Genomic DNA, 16,397 nt, shown 5'->3' on the forward strand with positions numbered 1-16,397 from the left:
CGCAATACCTACATCGTTTCGAATCCCCGCACTGGTGCGTTTTACGGGAGCCCTGCCGGGCGCTAGGCGGCGCCATCAACAGTGCGCAAGGGGCGCCGCACAAGCGCCCCACCGTCAAGCCACCCGGGCCCGATGCAGGCATCGCGTGCCTGGTGAGCGCCTTCAACGAAGGCCCGGGCATCTTTCGCCCTGACACTTTCGCCCCCTGATGCATGGACATGGCGCACCTTGCGCCAGCAGCTGAGTGTTCGCTCGCCATTCGCTATCATGCGCACCACATCCCATCGAAGGGCAGGCACCATGCCGGCGTTTTCCACGCCGGCCATGGGCCGCCACACCGAAAAAACCAATGACAACTCCATCCCTCGCCGACCGCCTGTGCCAACCGCGCGTGCTGCTGGTGCCCGGCGTCTACGACGCGTTCTCGGCGCTGGTCGCCGCGCAAGCGGGATTTGAAGCGCTCTACCTGTCTGGGGCCGCCGTGGCCTACACGCAGCTCGGGCGCTCGGACGTGGGCCTGACCACCGCCACGGAGACGGTGGATATCGTCGGCAGGATCACCGACCGCGTCGACCTGCCGCTGATCGTCGATGCCGATACCGGCTACGGCAATGCGCTCAACGTGATCCGGACCGTGCGCACGCTGGAACGCGCCGGCGCGGCCATGATCCAGCTGGAAGACCAGACCTTTCCCAAGCGCTGCGGCCATCTGGACAACAAGCGCGTTGTCACGCCAGCCGAGATGTGCGGCAAGCTCAAGGCCGCGCTGGACGCGCGCGCTTCGTCGCGGACCCTGATCCTGGCCCGCACCGATGCGGTGGCCATCGAGGGACTGGACGCGGCGATCGAACGCGCCGAGGCCTATGTGGCATGCGGAGTCGACGCGCTGTTTATCGAAGCCTTGCGCACCGAGCAAGACATGGCTCGCGTCTGCGCGCACTTTGCCGGGCGCGTTCCCTTGCTGGCCAATATGGTGGAAGGTGGCAAGACGCCAGTGCAGAGCGCTGCCGAACTCGCCGGCCGGGGCTTTCGCATCGTGATCTTCCCGGGTGGCGTGGTGCGCTTCATCGGCGCGCAGATGAAGCGCTACTACGGCAGCCTGCTCGAACATGGCACCACCGCGCCGATGCGCGATGCCATGCTGGATTTCGACGGGCTGAACGGCGTCATCGGCACGCCGGAGCTGATCGCGCAGGGGCAGCGCTACGGCGAGTGAGCCACGGCCGCTGGCGAGGGCAGCAAGCGGCACCTGAAATGCGCCGTCGCCCTCTTGCAGGCGCCACGCGCTTGTCGTACGCTGCCTGCCCCGGGCTGCGCCAGCCAGCCCGTCACCCGGAACGCCTGTCATGTCTCACCCGAAACCCGCCAGCTCGCTGGTCTACTCCACCGAACACGGCCGCATGTGCCCCGGCTGCGGCAATGCGCTGGCGGCCTGCACCTGCGGCAAGGCGCGGCCGGTCGCGCAAGGCGACGGCATCGTGCGGGTGTCGCGGGAGACCAAGGGCCGCAAGGGCAAGGGCGTGACGCTGGTGCGCGGCGTGGCGCTGGACGCGCTGTCGCTGGCGCAGTTGGGCAAGGAACTGAAGGCCGCCTGCGGCTCGGGCGGCACCGTCAAGGACGGTGTGATCGAAATCCAGGGCGACCACTGCGACACGGTCGTGGAAAAACTCAAGCAGCGCGGGATGACCGTCAAGCGGGCCGGCGGCTGAGCGCCCCTGGCCGGCGCATGAACTGGCCATGAACAGGCCATGAAAGGCCTTGATCAGCCCCTTGGCCAGCCTCCTAGCGGGTGCGCTGCTTGTAGACGATGGTGCCGTCGGACTTGCGCTGGGGCACGACCGGGTTGCGGGAGTTGCACACCGGGCAGCGAAACAGCGGGCCCTGGCCTTCGTCCTTGACCGTGACGTCCTTGGGGTCCCAACGCGTCTGGCACGACTGGTTCTGGCAGGTATAAAACATCGTCTTTCTCCGTATAAGGCGCGGATCGTAGCATGGTGGCAGCCTCGGCCCGTTCCGGCGCCGCTGCGCAGCCACATTAGCCGCCGCTTTTGCCACCCCGGCCACGCCGCCTTCGCCCTCTTCATCCCCACTGGCTATTCTGCTCCGTTTCCGAAAACGGATAAGCCTGCGCCCTGGCGTTTGCCCCCTGGCATGGCGCTGCGTGCACAGCAGTGGTGCAGGTTCGCCCTGATGCCGGATGGCGTGCCGCGCAGCCCGGCCAGCATTGGTGAATATCCCCGTGCCGCCGTTGCCGATTTCGGATAACGCCCGCGCCGCCCCCCTTCGTAGACTGGCCCCATTGCAAAGCGCATCCCAAGGAGCCATCCAGTGAACGAAGTAAGCACCAGGGCCATCACCCAACGGCCTGGCGTGGTACGCAGCGTAGCCGCAGCGACGATGTTGAGCGTGCTAGCCTTGCCAGCCGCCGCCAACGCCGCCAACGCCGCCAACGCCAGCGACGCCGCCAGCACCGCCGAACTGCAGCCGGAAACCCTCTCCGTGCAACCACTCGCGCCTGCCGACGATGGCCGGCTCTACATCTCCGATGTGGCATTCAAGCACATGGTGGACGGGCGCCTGCACGTGGTGGACGGCAAGCGCATGCGCTACCTCGGGCTGGTGCCGACCGGGTTCGGCGGCCAGAGCGTGCTGTCCCTGGACAAGCGCACGCTGTACGTGATCTCCACGTTCTACACGCGGCTCGCGCGCGGCGAGCGGGCCGATGTGGTGAGCCTGTACGACACCGCCACGCTGGCCTACCGCAGCGAGATCGTGATCCCGCCCAAGCACGCACAGTCCCTGAACTACCGGGGCATCGCCGCGGTATCCGCCGACGGGCATTTCCTCTATGTGCAGAATGCCACGCCCGCCACCTCGGTCAGCATCATCGACCTGCAGGCCGGCAAGTTCGTGGCGGAGGCACAAACCCCGGGCTGCTGGGGCATATTTGCCACCGAGGCGTCCAGCCAGCGTTTTCGCACCCTGTGCAGCGACGGCACCATGCTGACGGTGACGCATGACGCCGCCGGCCAGCCCGGCGGGCAAAAGCGCAGTGCGCGCATGTTCGATCCCGATGCCGATCCGGTCTTCCTGCACAGCGAGCGCGCGGGCAACACGCTGACCTTCGTGTCCTTCAACGGCAACGTCTATAGCGCGGATCTCGCAGGCGAGACGCCGGTTTTTGCGCAGCCCTGGCCCGTGGTGGACGCGGCGGACCGCAAGGCAGGCTGGAAGCCGGGCGGCTACCAATTGTTCGCGCTGCACGCAGCCACGGGCCGCCTGTACCTGGGCATGCATCCGCGCAGCAAGGAGGGATCGCACAAGACCCCCGCCGCCGAGATCTGGACCATCGACCTGGCGCAGCACAAGCGCATCGCCCGCGCGCCGGGGCAGAACGCGCTGGCGCTCACCGTCACGCAAGGGCCGCGGCCGACGCTGTATGTGCTGGACGCCGCCAGGGCCGGCGTGGTATCGCTGGACCCGGCCCGGGGCCTCAAGCCCGTGGCGCGCCTGGACCAGGTGGCGGAGAACGCGGTGCAGCTGGAGCTGCATCAATGAGCGCCGCCGCCGTGGTCTCCGACGTGCTGCGCGATCCGGTCGTGGTGGCGGCATGCTCCGCCGCTGCCGCACTGGTGCTCGCGCACTCCCTGTGGCCCAAGCTGCGCGACTTCTCCGGCTTCCGGGGCGCCGTCAGCGCCTACCGGCTGGTGCCCGACGCATGGTCGCGCCCGCTTGCGCTTGCCTACCTGGGCGCCGAGACGGCCAGCGTGGCGGCGCTGGTTGCCGCGCCGCTGCACCCGGGCGCGGCGCTGCTGGCGGCATGCGTGGTGGCGGTAGCCAGCGGCGCGGTGGGCATCAACCTGCTGCGCGGGCGGCGCGACATCCGCTGCGGCTGCGGCAGCGACGCCGACAACCTGCGGCTATCCAACGGCTTGCTGCTGCGCAACCTTGGCCTGCTCGCGGTGCTGGTGCTGGCCGCGATCGCTGCTGCCAGACTGGCGGACGGCACGGCCCCCCGTGCGTTCACGCGGCTCGACACCCTCGCCGCCGGCTTTTGCGCGCTCGCGCTGTTGCTGCTCTGGCTTGGCGCCACGCAATTGCTGGTCAATGCCGACCGCGCTGCCCGCCGCACCGGCCACCTCGCTTCCAGCCACCCTACGCATTCCCCCCTCTCGTGAGACTCCCATGACTGCTCTTGTGATTGCCAATATCGTGCTGTGGATCGCCGTGCTGGCGCTGCTCTTCGGTTTCTATGCCCTGGCCCGCCAGGTCGGCATCCTGTTCGAGCGCGTCGCGCCGATGGGCGCGCTGGTGATCGACGCCGGCCCGCGCGTGGGCGAGGCGCTGCCGCCCTTTGCCTTGCAGGACGTGCGTGGCGGCCCGGTGGCGGTGGGTGGCGCGCAGCCGCGCAGCACGCTGCTGTTCTTTCTCTCGCCAACCTGCCCGGTCTGCAAGAAGCTGCTGCCGGTACTCAAGTCGATGCAGGCCAGCGAGGCAGGCTGGCTGCGCGTGGTGCTCGCCTCCGACGGCGAACAGCCCGAGCACCTGGCCTTCCTGCGCCAGGCCGGGCTGGCAGCCTTCCCCTATGTGCTATCGCCCGAGCTCGGCATGCACCTGCAGATTGGCAAGCTGCCGTACGGCGTGCTGATGGACGAGCGCGGCACGCTGCGCGCCAAGGGCCTGGTGAACTCGCGCGAGCAGCTGGAGAGCCTGTTCACCGCGATGGACCTTGACGTCGGCTCGGTGCAGCAGTTCCTCGAAACGCATGCCTGAAAGCACTGAAGACAGGGAGAGAAAACCCATGTGGATGGACCGATTCTTCGAACACCAGACCCGGCGCGCGGCGCAGCGCACGGGCCGGCGCAGCGTGCTGGCCACGCTCGGCAAGGTCATGGTGGGGACGATGGCGCTGCCGGTGCTGCCCTTCGACCGCAGCGCGCATGCGGCGGGAGCACACGGCAGCAAGGCTGCCGGCCCGCAAGCGCAGGACGAAACCGCCTGCGACTACTGGAAGTACTGCGCGGTGGATGGCTTTCTGTGCGCATGCTGCGGCGGCACTTCCACCTCCTGCCCGCCCGGCACCGAGCCCTCGCGCGTGTCGTGGGTCGGCACCTGCCACAACCCGGCCGACGGCAGGAACTACATGGTCAGCTACAACGATTGCTGCGGCAAGACCACCTGCGGGCGCTGCGAGTGCAACACCAACGAGCGCGAGCGGCCGGGCTACCGGCTGGGCGTGCACAACGATGTGAACTGGTGCATGAGCAACGACAGCACCATGTTCCATTGCACCACCTCGATCATTCTCGGAGTCCAGGAATGAAACGGTCTCTCTCACGCCTCGCGCTGTGCCTGGCATGCGTGGCGCCCGCAAGCATCGCCCTTGCGCAGTCGCTGGCTGACCAGGGCAAGGCCTTGTTCGGCACGCACTGCGCCGCTTGCCACAATGCCGATGCCTCCGGCATCGCCGGCGTGGCGCCGCCGCTGGCCGGCGCGCTGCGCGAGCGGCTCGCTACGCCGGCCGGCCAGGCCTACCTGGCCAATGTGCTGACCCACGGCCTCGCTGGCCCGATCCAGTCGCAGGGCCAGTCGTTCAACGGCGTCATGCCCGGCTTCGCCACATTGCCGGATGCATCGCTGGCCGCCGTGCTGTCGTGGCTGGCGGTGAGCAACGGCGCGCCCGAGCAGGCCGTGAGCACCGATACGCTGGCCCGCGCACGCGCCGAGCGCAAGACCCCGGGCGCCGTGCGCAAGCTGCGCGAGGCGGGGCAATAGCATGGCATCGCGCAGCGCACGCACCTTGCGCGCGGCCGCGCAGCGCGGGCTGTGCCTGCTGGCGCTGGCCACGCTGGCCACGACCGCAAGCGCACAGGCCGAGCTGCGCCACGCGCGCGACAACTACCTGCTGCACTGCTCGGGCTGCCACCAGCCCGATGCACGCGGCAAGCCTTCGGCCGGCATCCCCGACATGCGCGAGACCATGCCCTTGCTGCTTGCCACGCCGGCCGGGCGCGCGTTCCTGATCCAGGTGCCAGGCACCTCGGCCTCCGCCCTGAGCGACGCCCAGATCGCAGGGCTGATGAACTGGCTGATGCCCGCGCTCACCGGCCGCGACGACGTGCAGGCGTTCAGCACCGAGGAGGTGGGCCGCTATCGCCGCCAGCCGCTCGACGACGTGAGCGCGCATCGCGCGGCGATCCTGGGCGGTGGCGCAACGCCGACGCAGGACAAGACCGCCCGCGCGAGCCCCGGGCCAATGTGACAAACTCACGCAAAACAAAGACGCGGGACAAAAACCCGGAACGAGGAACGACACGATGACCCCCACAGGCAACACAGACCGTGATAGCGGCAATGCGCGCAACGCCGTCGATGGCCCCGCCCCCGGACAACCTTCGCGGCGTCATTTGCTGGGCCACCTGGCAGGCGCCACGCTAGCCGGCATCGCCGCGGGCGTCGCCTCCGGCGGCGCCAGCGCGGCGCCCCCCGCCGGCAAGAACGGCGCACCGGGCACATCGGGCCCCGCCACCTCGGCTGGTGGCCCGAACCCCATCGTCATGATGCCGGCCTGGCAACTCTCGCGCGAGATCCATGCCCGTAAGCTGTCGGCCCGCGAAGTCATGGCGGCCTACCTGGACCACATCGCACGGGTGAATCCCGGCGCCAACGCCATCGTCGCGCTGCGTGAGCCCGAAGTGCTGCTGCGCGAAGCCACCGCCTGCGACCAGGCCCTCGCCGCCGGCGGCTCCGCCGGCTGGATGCACGGCATGCCGCAAGCCCCCAAGGACCTGGCGCTCACGCGCGGCATCCGCACCACCTTCGGCTCACCCATCTTTCGGGACAACGTGCCCACGGCGGACGCCATCATCGTGGAGCGCGCACGCGCCGCCGGCGCCGTGCTGATCGGCAAGACCAACACGCCGGAGTTCGGCCTGGGCTCGCAAACCTTCAACCCCGTCTACGGCGCCACCCGCAATCCCTTTGATGCAAGCCGCACCGCCGGCGGCAGCAGCGGCGGCGCGGCCGCCGCGCTGGCGCTGCGCATGCTGCCGGTGGCGGACGGCAGCGACTTCGGCGGCTCGCTGCGCAACCCGGCTGGCTTTTGCAACGTCTACGGCATGCGCCCCAGCGCCGGCCGCGTGCCCTACGGCCCCGCCCCGGAAGTCTTTATCCAGCAACTCGGCTACGAAGGGCCCATGGCACGCACCGTCGCCGACGTGGCCCTGCTGCTGGCCACACAGGCCGGCCCCGATGCGCGCACGCCGCAGGCACTCGCGCAGGACCCGGTGCTGGCCACGCTCACCCCGGCCAATGTGGCCGACGTGCTGAAGACCAACCTCAAGGGCAAGCGCGTGGCATGGCTGGGCGACTGGGACGGCTACCTGCCCATGGAAGCCGGCATCCTGCCGCTGTGCGAGGATGCCCTCAACGCATTCCCGGCCTTTGGCGTGCAGGTGGAAGCCATCAAGCCCCCGTTCTCGCCGGAACGGCTCTGGAAGACCTGGCTGGTGCACCGTCATTTCCTGGCCGGCAACGGCATGCTGCCCCTCTACCAGGACCCGGCCAAGCGCGCGCTGCTCAAGGACTCCGCGATCTGGGAGATCGAAGGCATGCTCAAGCTCAGCGCAAGCGACGTCTATGCCGCCAGCATGGAGCGCAGCGCCTGGTATCAAGCGCTGCTAGGCGTGTTCAAGCAGTTCGACTACATCGCGGTGCCAACCGCGCAAGTGTTCCCGTTCGATGTGAACCAGCCCTGGCCGAAGCAGATCGCCGGCCGCGAGATGGATACCTATCACCGCTGGATGGAAGTGGTGTTTCCCTGGACGCTGTCGGGATGTCCGGCGATTAGCGTGCCGGTGGGATTTGGGCCGCAGGGGTTGCCGATGGGGATGCAGTTGATTGGGCGGCCGCGGGACGATCTGTCGGTGTTGCGCCTGGCGCGGGCCTATGAAGAAGAGCGGGATTGGGTGGGGAAGCGGTTGCCGTCGGCGATGATGGGGTAAAGGACCGCGTGAGGCTTGAGGCTTGCGCATTCAACGGGCCATCGCGCAAACCGCAGGCGGGATGCGCCACGCCACCCCTGTTGCATCACCGCTCCGGTTTTGTTCGTCGTGTCTGGTAATGCAGCTTCCCATTGCGCGTGCGGCCTATGGTTGTCTCCAGCCATTTGCCGTCAGCCGTCAGGCTTTCGTCCCAGGTCGAAACCAGCGTCAGCGTTCTGCCGGCGTAACGGTAGGTTTGCGCCGAGTGGCTGCAGCAGCTATTGCGCTGCGCCGAGTGAACGGAGCGCGTGCGGGAGTCGATGGCGATCTGCGACAGTCCCGACAAGGTCTCGTCAAAAACGAACCGTCGCCGGGCGGCGTCGAACAAGAAGAAGTTCTCGGTGCTGTTCGGCCCGGCGCCTCCCGACAAGCCAGGAATCGAAATGTCCGGATGGCCGTCGAAATTGGCGTCGATCACGCGCAAGGTGTCCACGGACGCCGCAAAGCGGGAATGGGAATCGAAGTCACGAATGACCTGAGTACGAACTCCGGATTTCCGGTCGATGATTTCAATGGCGACCGCCTGCGGAGAGTCGGATGTGAGCTCGTCCTCGATAAATGCAACGCGAAACAGGAAACTGCTGGTTCTGGCACGTTGCTCAACCCAATTCACCGCGACCGCATCGTCGCGGTCGATCCAGCCGTGGGTGATCGAGCCGTCCCGCCCGACGCGCTCGATTTCGTACCATTGCGCATCCATGGAGAGAACGGGAACATAAGTCCCCGCGTCGAGACGGGTCAGGATCGTGTCACGTTCGGCTTGGGCAAACAGTGGCACCGCCTTGGCGAGATACAAGATTGTCCGGTAAGGGCGGACCCTGTCGAGTGCAAAGCCATCCGTGTAGTAAGCCATCTCATAATGGTCGACCCCCTTGCCATACGCCTCGGAACTGCATACGCCAAGCGCGCAAGCGCCGACCTCGTCGGCCGTTGGCTTGCGTTGTGGCCGAATGGTCTCGGTGCTCAGGTACGTCGTCCTGGGCTGCCAGGTCACGGTGAACGCCGCCGCCGTCCACCGCCTCAGCGGTACCTCAGACTCGTTACTGATGTTGGTTCGGCAGAACGGCTGGGATGCCGAGTAGTCGTTCCAGCCCGGAAAGGCGTAGGCCGCGCATAGCTTGTTCGCGGAGTTCACATCGGCCTTGTAGTCCTTGTCCACAAGAAAGTGCACCCTGTTGCCGTCCGAACCGGGTTCGTGCGACACCACGGCATAGCTGATATCCGCCGACTTGGGCAAGGCGTGCTCGAAGCGCTCCTTGAAGCGGCTTGTCTCAGCCTCCGGCATTCTGTTGGGCGGGCTCAGATGGGAGTCTGGCTCGACACGATAAATGCCTGGCGCCAGGAAGTCGGCCGCGAAAGCCGAATGCATGCACGCGAGAGCAAGGGCCAGAGCGGCGGTAGTGGCAGACGTGGCAGAAGTGGCCTTATAGCGAATGGGGAGCAGCACGGCGATATGTCGGGAAATTGCAGGAATGCAGTCGGTTGGCTAAAAGGCCCGGGCATTGAAAGTCCGGAATCAGGTATTCGTTTCCGTTCAAAGGAGGCGCTGGCATGGCCTCGCAAGCAACTGCCTCGATGCCATGCCGTCTTGCCAAGTCCTCCTGCGAACTGTCATAAGCCGCAGCTTAGCTTACATGCGGTGTAATGCACTTACTATCGCGGAGCGTGCCGGCAAAACGCGCAATGCCAGCGCCATCCGCAGCACCGGGACCATCAAAGCTGGCTCCCGCCAGCTCCAGCGTGCTGCCTCGCAGCTCGATCCTGACCGGATCGGTCTTCTTCCACTGCTTCTTCGGCACCACCAGCCTCCAGACCGTCTCCTTGCCGGGGCTGCGCAACAGCGCGATGACCCCGACATACTCCGCCTCGGCATGCATCGGCTCGCTCAGGCTCACGCTCGCATCGGGGCGCAGGATGACGTCCTTGGTCGCCAGCAGATCCGGCTTGAGGGCCACGAGGTCATTCGTCTGCAACTGCGCATAGCTCAGTTGTTCAAAGGCCTGCGGCGTCTTCAACTGGTAGATCCGCACCACCGTCGACAACGATTGCCCGGCGCCGCTTGTATTTGACGACGACCGGCTGGTCAGATCGAGGCGCATGGTCTTGACCTGGGTCGTGAAGGCCCATTTCGCCGCCTCCACCGTGCTGTCCTTGACGGCCTGGCCCACGCCGCAACCGGCTATATGGGTGGCAACCAGCAGTAGGGCGCCGTTTCGAAGCTGTCGCCTCATCGTGTTGATCCTCTCTGTGTTGCTGTAGCGTATTGCTTGGTTTCATTGACAGTGCGGGTTCAGCGTTGCGTTGGCTGCGCCGAGCTGTGCCCGCGCCAGTTGCCGAGCTGCACACGGGTGACGGCATCGCCGGCGCCCGTGGCTTCGGCTTCGTCGGATTGCCTGAGCTGCGTGGTGTAGCCCAGGCTCACCTGGTCCGAATTCAGGGCCGGCGCCGGCATCAGCGCGGGCCTCACATGCATCTCCAGATGCGCGCACGCTTCATAGCCCAGGTAGAAGCGCAACAGCGCCGTCACCTCCCGGTGCAGGGCACGGCCCGGCATCAGCCCCAGCACCGAGTCGCGCGCCTGCGGCGCGATCACCACGCGTACGGTGTTTGCGCGGTCATAAAAGCCGCGCCCGAGCACACAGCTTTCCCCCAGCGGCATCCGATCGGTGGCGTCGAGGTGCACCCACACGGGGTAGAACTCCTCCACCGTGATGCGCGCGTCCGGCACGGCATGCTGCAGCACGCCGGCGAGGCCCTCGGAGGTACGTGTGCGCTGGCTGGCCAGCCCCAGCATCGACAACAGCTTGCGTGTGGGGACGCTCTCTTCGGCACCCGGCCTGCCGAAGCCCAGCCCGAGCAGGCTCAGCAGGTAGCACGACACGGCGTCTTGTCCGCCGCGCCGGAAGCCCACCGGATAGCGGTACTTGCGCGCGACGCGGTAGAACTGCGTGACGATCCGGTGGTGAAACAGGTCCAGGAAGGCCGCCAGCGGCTCTGCCCCGTCGCGACGCTGGGCGATCTCGTCCACGAAGTAGGACGGCATGCGCGCATCAACGCCGTAAAGGCCCAGGAAGGTGGTCCGCACCACCGGCGCTCGCTCGGGGTGGTCGCCGTCGTGCTCGACCGCATACATCTCCCGCCCCGGGAAGCCCAGCCGCCCATACGAGCGGAAGCGCACCGGTTCATTGGCCGGGGAATCGGTCGTGCCCAGCGCCGGACACCGCGGCGCGGACAACTCGATCAGTTCGCAGAGCCGGAAGAAGTTCATCTGCGGCGCACGGGCGAGCAGCGCCGGCAGCAAGGCGCGCTGCGCCCCGGTTGCAGGCGGATTCGGCGGGCTCAAAACGGTGCCCCCTCTGCCTTGCTGTCGGGCCAGGCGAGCCGCTTGCCGCTTGGCTGCGACACGATCACCAGCCGGGTGTACAGATTCAGCGTGGCATAGAGCGCCAGGAACCGGCTGAGCATCTCGCCGAAGAGCTCGACGTCGCCCTCGCCGGCAAAGCGGGTGCTATCCAGCAATACCTCGATCTCCACGCCGCGCAGCAGGCCGCCTTTGACGAGCTTTTGCAGGGGCCGGTGCCGCACGTCCGTGATGGCGTCGATGCGCCGGCGGTTCATCTCGCCTTGCGTCCAGTCGTAGAGTGCAAGACTGCCGCGCAGGACCTCGGCATCGAGCAGCGACAGGTAGTTTGGCGCCAGATGCGACAGCACGCGCCAGTGGAAGCGCTCGGCGGTGGGCGGGTACACCGGCAGGGTCGGCGCGGTCAGGTTGCGCACGGCGCTGATGTTGGCGAACCCGCTGCGCATCTGCGTAATGCCGGCCTCGCGCAGACCCTTGCGGGGCAGCATGCCATTGGTGCCCGTGACCGACAGCGACAGCGTCTCCTCGGGCAGGGTCTGTTGCTGCTCCCAGACATGGCCGCCAAGCACCACCCAGGTGTCGAACCTGCCCGAGGGCCCGCGGCGCATGCGGGTGTGGAAGTAGCGCTCCGGCATCTCGTGGCGCAGCATGCCACCCCGGTGGCGAAAGGCGGCGAACGGCGCGTACTCGAAGCGCGCGCCGTTCGCCGCCTCGAAGCCCCGCACGGTGTCGACCGAGTACGCTTCGACATGCTGCCCGTGTTGCTCCATGGCCCGCACCCGGTACTCGGTCTCGAGGTGCGTGACCGTGATCGGGTCGGCTTCCAGTTCGAACAGGTTGATGATGGGCGTGCAGAAGAGCCGCACGTTCTCGGCCGAGAAGCGCATGTCGCCGGGGAACGGCCTGGCCAGCACCACCTCCACGTCGACGTGCCCGGCGCCCGGGGGAATGGCGGCCATGTCCAGCCCCACCAGGTCGACGAACATGAACTTCTCGGCAAAGGTGAAGTACTCCAGCAGCAGCTGGTAGCCACCAAAGGCATTGTCCGGCTTGGGCCACAGGCGCGCCTGCGTGTCGAAGCCGGCCGCTTCCAGCGCCAGGCCGGGCATTGCCTGGGGCACGCCCGGCTGGTCAGCCGGGTAGCCGGGGATGCGCACCTGCATGGCCTGCGCCCGGGCGGTGAGCGCGGCATACAGCGCCAGCGCCAATGGCCGGTCGGCATGGAGGTAGAGCCGCAGGCGCGGCACCGCCAGTTGCTCGCGCAGTGCCTGCGCATGTATTTCGAGCCTGAGCCGGATCACCGAGCGGCCATCCTCGCGCGCATAGGCGTTGGCCTCGGTCAGGCGCAGCGGGTACAAATCGACCGCCTGCGTGGTCCGGTAGATGCATTGCACGGCATCATTGCCGCCGGCGGCCTGCGTGCCAAGCGGGACAGGGTCGGACTGCACCTCCAGTCCGGCCGGCAGGGTTTCGTGGCGCTGCAACGTGTCCGTGTTCGGGGACACCTCGAGGATCGACAGCGACGGGATCATCCGCAGGTAGTGCGGCCACAGCATGCTGACCAGCCCTTCGGTCAGTTCCGGCAGCTCGTCGTCCAGCTTATGGCGCAGCCGCCCCATCAGGAAGGCGAAGCCCTCGAACAGCCGCTCGACATGGGGATCGCGCTCGCCGATGCCGTCAATATTGAGCATCCGTGCACGGTCGGGAAAGGCCTGGGCGAACTCCTTGCCGGCTTCGCGCAGGTAGCGCATTTCCGCTTCGTAGTAGCGCAGGATTTCGTTGTCTTGGGTGGGATCGGTCATGGGGCTCTCAGTTAACTCGCCGGTCAGGCGATGGCCACGGCACGGGCCGGGTCGATGGCGGTCAGATCGCCGACCAGGGCTTCAATACGCTGGGCAAGAGCGGCCTTGTCCACATCCTTGCGCGTCATGCGGGCCTTGAGCAACCGCAGCAGCTGTTGCTTGGCCTCGAACGCGAGCGAAGGCTCCCAGGTGGCCAGCTCAAAGCGTTGCGCGTTCCTCTCGAGCGCGCCCAGCAAGTGCAACGCCGTGTCCGGCCGGGCCGCACGTTCGGCCACGCGCGCCATCACCAGTTGCCGCACGAAGCGGTCGCGCTCGCCGTCCGGCGCCGGCAGGCCCTGCAGCCAGGCGAACGCGGCATCGAGGCTCTGTTGGGCGGCGAGGTCCGCCGCCTGGGCTTGCGTCTCCGCCCAGTCGGTGCTGGCGGACGCGACCGATACCGGCGCCATGGGCTCGCCGCGCTCGACATCGCGTACGGTGGCATGGCGCGCAATCCACGCCAGCGTGGTGTCATCCGCAAACGGTGTGCCGTCGGTGAAAGCCAGTTGATCGAGGCCGGGCAGGCGTTCGAGCATCAGTGCGCAGTCGGTGGCAAGCAGGTCGCGCGCGCGGCCGTACGCGCCGCCTGCCTGATCCTGGGCCGTGAAAGCGTAGTACTGCAGGTCCAGCCAGAAATGATTGGCGCCTTCGGCGAAGGCCTGCTCGATGCGGTCGAGCAGTTCCGGCCACTGCTTTTGCAGCATCAGGCGCTTGAGCTGGGCGCGCAGTTCGGCGCGCGGCGCCACCAGGCGCGTCTTGCCGCTGTGCTCGTGCGGCGGGATCTCGGTCAACGTATCCCACCGTACGCAGCGCATCAGGCGGTAGGCCGCGAGGTAGCCCTGCGGTTGCTGGCGCAGGTACAGCGCCATCTGGCGCGCCCGATCCAGCAGATCACGTGTCGAGGCCACCTCGCCCGGGGCTGGCAGGACCGAGGCGGCCGCAGGCCCGGATGGCGCGTCCCCGCCAGGATTGCCGGTGGCCGAAGGGGACTCGACCCGGCCCGCGAAGCGGCGGATGAGGCCATCCAGCGCCGGACGCGCCGGTTCCGGCCACTGCGCCGTGCGCTCGAGAATCAGCGCCAGCGCCGACAGGGTACGTTCCAGCGGCGCGCCGGCCAGGCCCGGCACCCGGTCGAGCCGGTCCGTGAACGTCGCGCCGGCCAGCCATTCGAGTGCCGCCTTGCGGCTCTCGGCCCGGGCGGGCAGCAGCCGGGCGCCAAAACGGTCGAGCAGTGCCGACAGCAACTCGAAGCCCGCGGCGACGCCCTCGGCGCCATCGCGCCGCATGCGCCCGTAGACGTAATACACGGCAAGGCGCGCGTCCTTGGCGGTCAGCTTGAGCAGCCGCTCGGCGGACTCGACGATCAGCGTGTCGTTCACGCCGGACAGCTTGGCAACCTCATCCTTGATGGCGAGGAAGTCGTCGTCGTAGCCCGGATCGTCGCCGGCCGGGGCGTCGGGACGGATGGGCTGCAGCCATGGGTCCCAGCGCGCCTGCGTGGAGCGAGCCAGATCCGCAGGGGCACGCGCGCCGAAGAGCGCGTTGAGAAGGTTGTTGAACATGATTTGTCGTTTGTCCCTGTCTGTCTGCGTTTGTCCCTGTCTGTCTCTACTTGCGCAGGCCGGGTGTGGCGCGGGCCGCCGCCTGCGGCTCCCGGCCCACGAAGATCCGCGTTGGCAGCACAAAGCCCCGCAGCGCCAGCATCTCCAGCGGCCCCTGCCCGACTTCGGTGCGCATCAGGTAGCGCACCGGATAGGTCACGTCCGCCGCAACGGGCGCCTGGGCGCTGCGCGCGGTCAGGCTGTCGGGATCTTCGGCGAAGGTCCGGCCGTGCGCATCGGCCTGGCGCTCGGCACCGGCCTTCGGCCCTTCCTGCGCTTCCTGCCCGTCCTGCCCGTCCTGCCTGTCCAGCTCTTCCGGCCTCGCCTGCCACGTCAACTGGTAGTTCGCGCTATCCACCGGTTCAATGTGCGCCCGCTCGAGCATCCGCACCAGGCCCCAGCGGCCGCCGAACTCGTAGCTCTTGCTGGTGCCGGCGCGCTCGGTCTGCCACTGCAGCCGGGTGCCCGGGTCCTGCAGGGTCTTGCCCGGCCACGTCATCGCCTGCCACGTCTCGCGCTGGTTGTAGTAGTGCAGCGTCTGCCCATCGAGCGTCAGCAGCGTGTCGATCAGGCCCGGGGTCGGGATCGGCCTGAACGCGAAGCGGTATTGCGGCTCGCCCTGCGCCAGCAGGTGCGCCGCCAGGCGCTGCAAGGTGTTGATCGCGTTGAGGAAGGCCGGATCGAAGGACTGCGCCTGCCCGCCGGTGGCCGCCGGCAGCCACTGGTCGCCCTGAAGCTCGAGCACGCCCGCCAGCTGCGTGCCGAGGAAGGACCCGATCAAGCCGCTGTGCGGGCGCAGGAAGCGCGCCAGTTCAACCAGCGAGGCATCATTGGCGGTGTCGGCAAACGGATAACGTCCGGCGAACGAACGGCTCCACGTCATCGCAATGCTCTGGCGCCACGCGTCGTTCAGGCTCGCCTGCGCCGGTTGCAGCACCGTCTGCGTGGCCTGCGCGATGGGCCGCACGAACAGCGTCTCGCCCATGCCCGCCCACTGGCTGCCGAGGCTGGCCGCCATCAGCTGCGCATAGGCGTGGGTGTCGGCCAGCTCCGAGCCCTTGCCCTGGAACAGCGCCTGCGCCATCTGGCGGGCCTGCGCATCGGCATCTGCGCTGTTGCCGACCTGCTGCAGGCGCAAGCGCAGTGCCGTCGCGCGGTCAAGAAAGCGTTGCAGGCTCAGGTCACCGCTGGCGCCCGCATGGGTGCCAGCATGGGTGCCCGCGTTGGCGCTGCCAGGCTGGCCCTGCGCCACCAGCCGCAGCACCGGGCCAAAGGCCGCGCCCAGCGGCCCCGCCGCGTCGGGCTTCGCCACCTCGGGCCCCGCCGGCTTCTTGCCCAGCAGGTCCTGCGTCCTGGCCACCAGCGTGTCGGACAGCGAATCCTTGCGGGCACCGGCCCCGCCCTGGTATTCGAGCGACTTCATCAGCGCGATCACCGGCGACTGGCGCGCATCGGCCATCAGCTTGAGCTGCGCGATTGCGGCCGGCAGGGTCGGCGCGGCCTCCCATTGCAGGCTGTTCATGAAGTCCTGCCAGCGCTCGGCGTAATCGGCGAA

Annotated in this window: 16 protein-coding genes; 9 read left to right on the forward strand and 7 right to left on the reverse strand. The window is 67.9% G+C overall.

The genetic code is table 11. From position 1 onward, the window contains the following. The first annotated feature begins 349 nt into the window (after window positions 1-349). Window positions 350-1,216: an isocitrate lyase/PEP mutase family protein gene (locus AC1RWI_RS07560; protein WP_492865452.1), complete on the forward strand. Its 867-nt coding sequence runs from the start codon at window positions 350-352 to the stop codon at window positions 1,214-1,216. Between the two features lie 130 nt (window positions 1,217-1,346). After that, window positions 1,347-1,709 (forward strand): translation initiation factor Sui1, encoded by a 363-nt coding sequence (locus tag AC1RWI_RS07565; RefSeq protein ID WP_043353062.1) that lies wholly within the window; start codon window positions 1,347-1,349, stop codon window positions 1,707-1,709. A gap of 73 nt (window positions 1,710-1,782) precedes the next feature. On the opposite strand, the gene AC1RWI_RS07570 is transcribed toward AC1RWI_RS07565, so the two are convergent. Next, window positions 1,783-1,959, reverse strand: a complete 177-nt coding sequence (locus AC1RWI_RS07570; protein WP_170301757.1) for a hypothetical protein — start codon at window positions 1,957-1,959, stop codon at window positions 1,783-1,785. 369 nt (window positions 1,960-2,328) lie between these two features. On the opposite strand from AC1RWI_RS07570, the gene AC1RWI_RS07575 reads away from it, so the two are divergent. The 7 genes from AC1RWI_RS07575 (at window position 2,329) to AC1RWI_RS07605 (ending at window position 8,003) form a co-directional block, all read left to right on the forward strand. Beyond that, window positions 2,329-3,558: an amine dehydrogenase large subunit gene (locus AC1RWI_RS07575; RefSeq protein ID WP_492865454.1), complete on the forward strand. Its 1,230-nt coding sequence runs from the start codon at window positions 2,329-2,331 to the stop codon at window positions 3,556-3,558. Further along, window positions 3,555-4,178, forward strand: coding sequence for a MauE/DoxX family redox-associated membrane protein (locus AC1RWI_RS07580; protein ID WP_492865456.1), 624 nt, complete (start codon window positions 3,555-3,557; stop codon window positions 4,176-4,178). Before AC1RWI_RS07575 ends, AC1RWI_RS07580 begins: the two co-directional genes overlap by 4 nt. A 7-nt stretch (window positions 4,179-4,185) precedes the next feature. Beyond that, window positions 4,186-4,773 (forward strand): methylamine dehydrogenase accessory protein MauD, encoded by a 588-nt coding sequence (mauD, locus tag AC1RWI_RS07585; RefSeq protein WP_492865458.1) that lies wholly within the window; start codon window positions 4,186-4,188, stop codon window positions 4,771-4,773. Window positions 4,774-4,801: 28 nt separating this feature from the next. Continuing rightward, a complete protein-coding gene (locus AC1RWI_RS07590; protein ID WP_492865460.1) occupies window positions 4,802-5,323 on the forward strand; it encodes a methylamine dehydrogenase light chain in 522 nt (173 codons plus the stop codon). After that, window positions 5,320-5,775: a c-type cytochrome gene (locus AC1RWI_RS07595; RefSeq protein ID WP_043353051.1), complete on the forward strand. Its 456-nt coding sequence runs from the start codon at window positions 5,320-5,322 to the stop codon at window positions 5,773-5,775. The genes AC1RWI_RS07590 and AC1RWI_RS07595 overlap by 4 nt, the downstream gene beginning before the upstream one ends. 1 nt (window position 5,776) lies before the next feature. After that, a complete protein-coding gene (locus AC1RWI_RS07600) occupies window positions 5,777-6,262 on the forward strand; it encodes a cytochrome C (protein WP_492865463.1) in 486 nt (161 codons plus the stop codon). 295 nt (window positions 6,263-6,557) lie between these two features. Beyond that, a complete protein-coding gene (locus AC1RWI_RS07605; protein WP_492865478.1) occupies window positions 6,558-8,003 on the forward strand; it encodes an amidase in 1,446 nt (481 codons plus the stop codon). An 85-nt stretch (window positions 8,004-8,088) separates the two neighbouring features. Here the strand turns inward: AC1RWI_RS07605 and AC1RWI_RS07610 are convergent, their stop codons facing one another. From AC1RWI_RS07610 to AC1RWI_RS07635, 6 genes are all read right to left on the reverse strand, one after another. Then, window positions 8,089-9,489: an XAC2610-related protein gene (locus AC1RWI_RS07610; RefSeq protein ID WP_492865465.1), complete on the reverse strand. Its 1,401-nt coding sequence runs from the start codon at window positions 9,487-9,489 to the stop codon at window positions 8,089-8,091. A gap of 178 nt (window positions 9,490-9,667) precedes the next feature. Further along, window positions 9,668-10,273: a type VI secretion system lipoprotein TssJ gene (gene tssJ / locus AC1RWI_RS07615; protein WP_082055044.1), complete on the reverse strand. Its 606-nt coding sequence runs from the start codon at window positions 10,271-10,273 to the stop codon at window positions 9,668-9,670. Window positions 10,274-10,332: 59 nt separating this feature from the next. Further along, window positions 10,333-11,310, reverse strand: a complete 978-nt coding sequence (gene tssG, locus AC1RWI_RS07620) for a type VI secretion system baseplate subunit TssG (protein ID WP_492865480.1) — start codon at window positions 11,308-11,310, stop codon at window positions 10,333-10,335. Window positions 11,311-11,381: 71 nt separating this feature from the next. Then, a complete protein-coding gene (gene tssF / locus AC1RWI_RS07625) occupies window positions 11,382-13,205 on the reverse strand; it encodes a type VI secretion system baseplate subunit TssF (RefSeq protein WP_492865468.1) in 1,824 nt (607 codons plus the stop codon). A gap of 23 nt (window positions 13,206-13,228) precedes the next feature. After that, window positions 13,229-14,803 (reverse strand): type VI secretion system protein TssA, encoded by a 1,575-nt coding sequence (gene tssA, locus AC1RWI_RS07630; RefSeq protein WP_492865470.1) that lies wholly within the window; start codon window positions 14,801-14,803, stop codon window positions 13,229-13,231. A 46-nt stretch (window positions 14,804-14,849) separates the two neighbouring features. After that, on the reverse strand, window positions 14,850-16,397 hold a 1,548-nt coding region (locus AC1RWI_RS07635), incomplete at its 5' end, for a type VI secretion IcmF C-terminal domain-containing protein (RefSeq protein ID WP_492865472.1).

Source organism: Cupriavidus sp. MPR-AND1C, assembly GCF_058809705.1.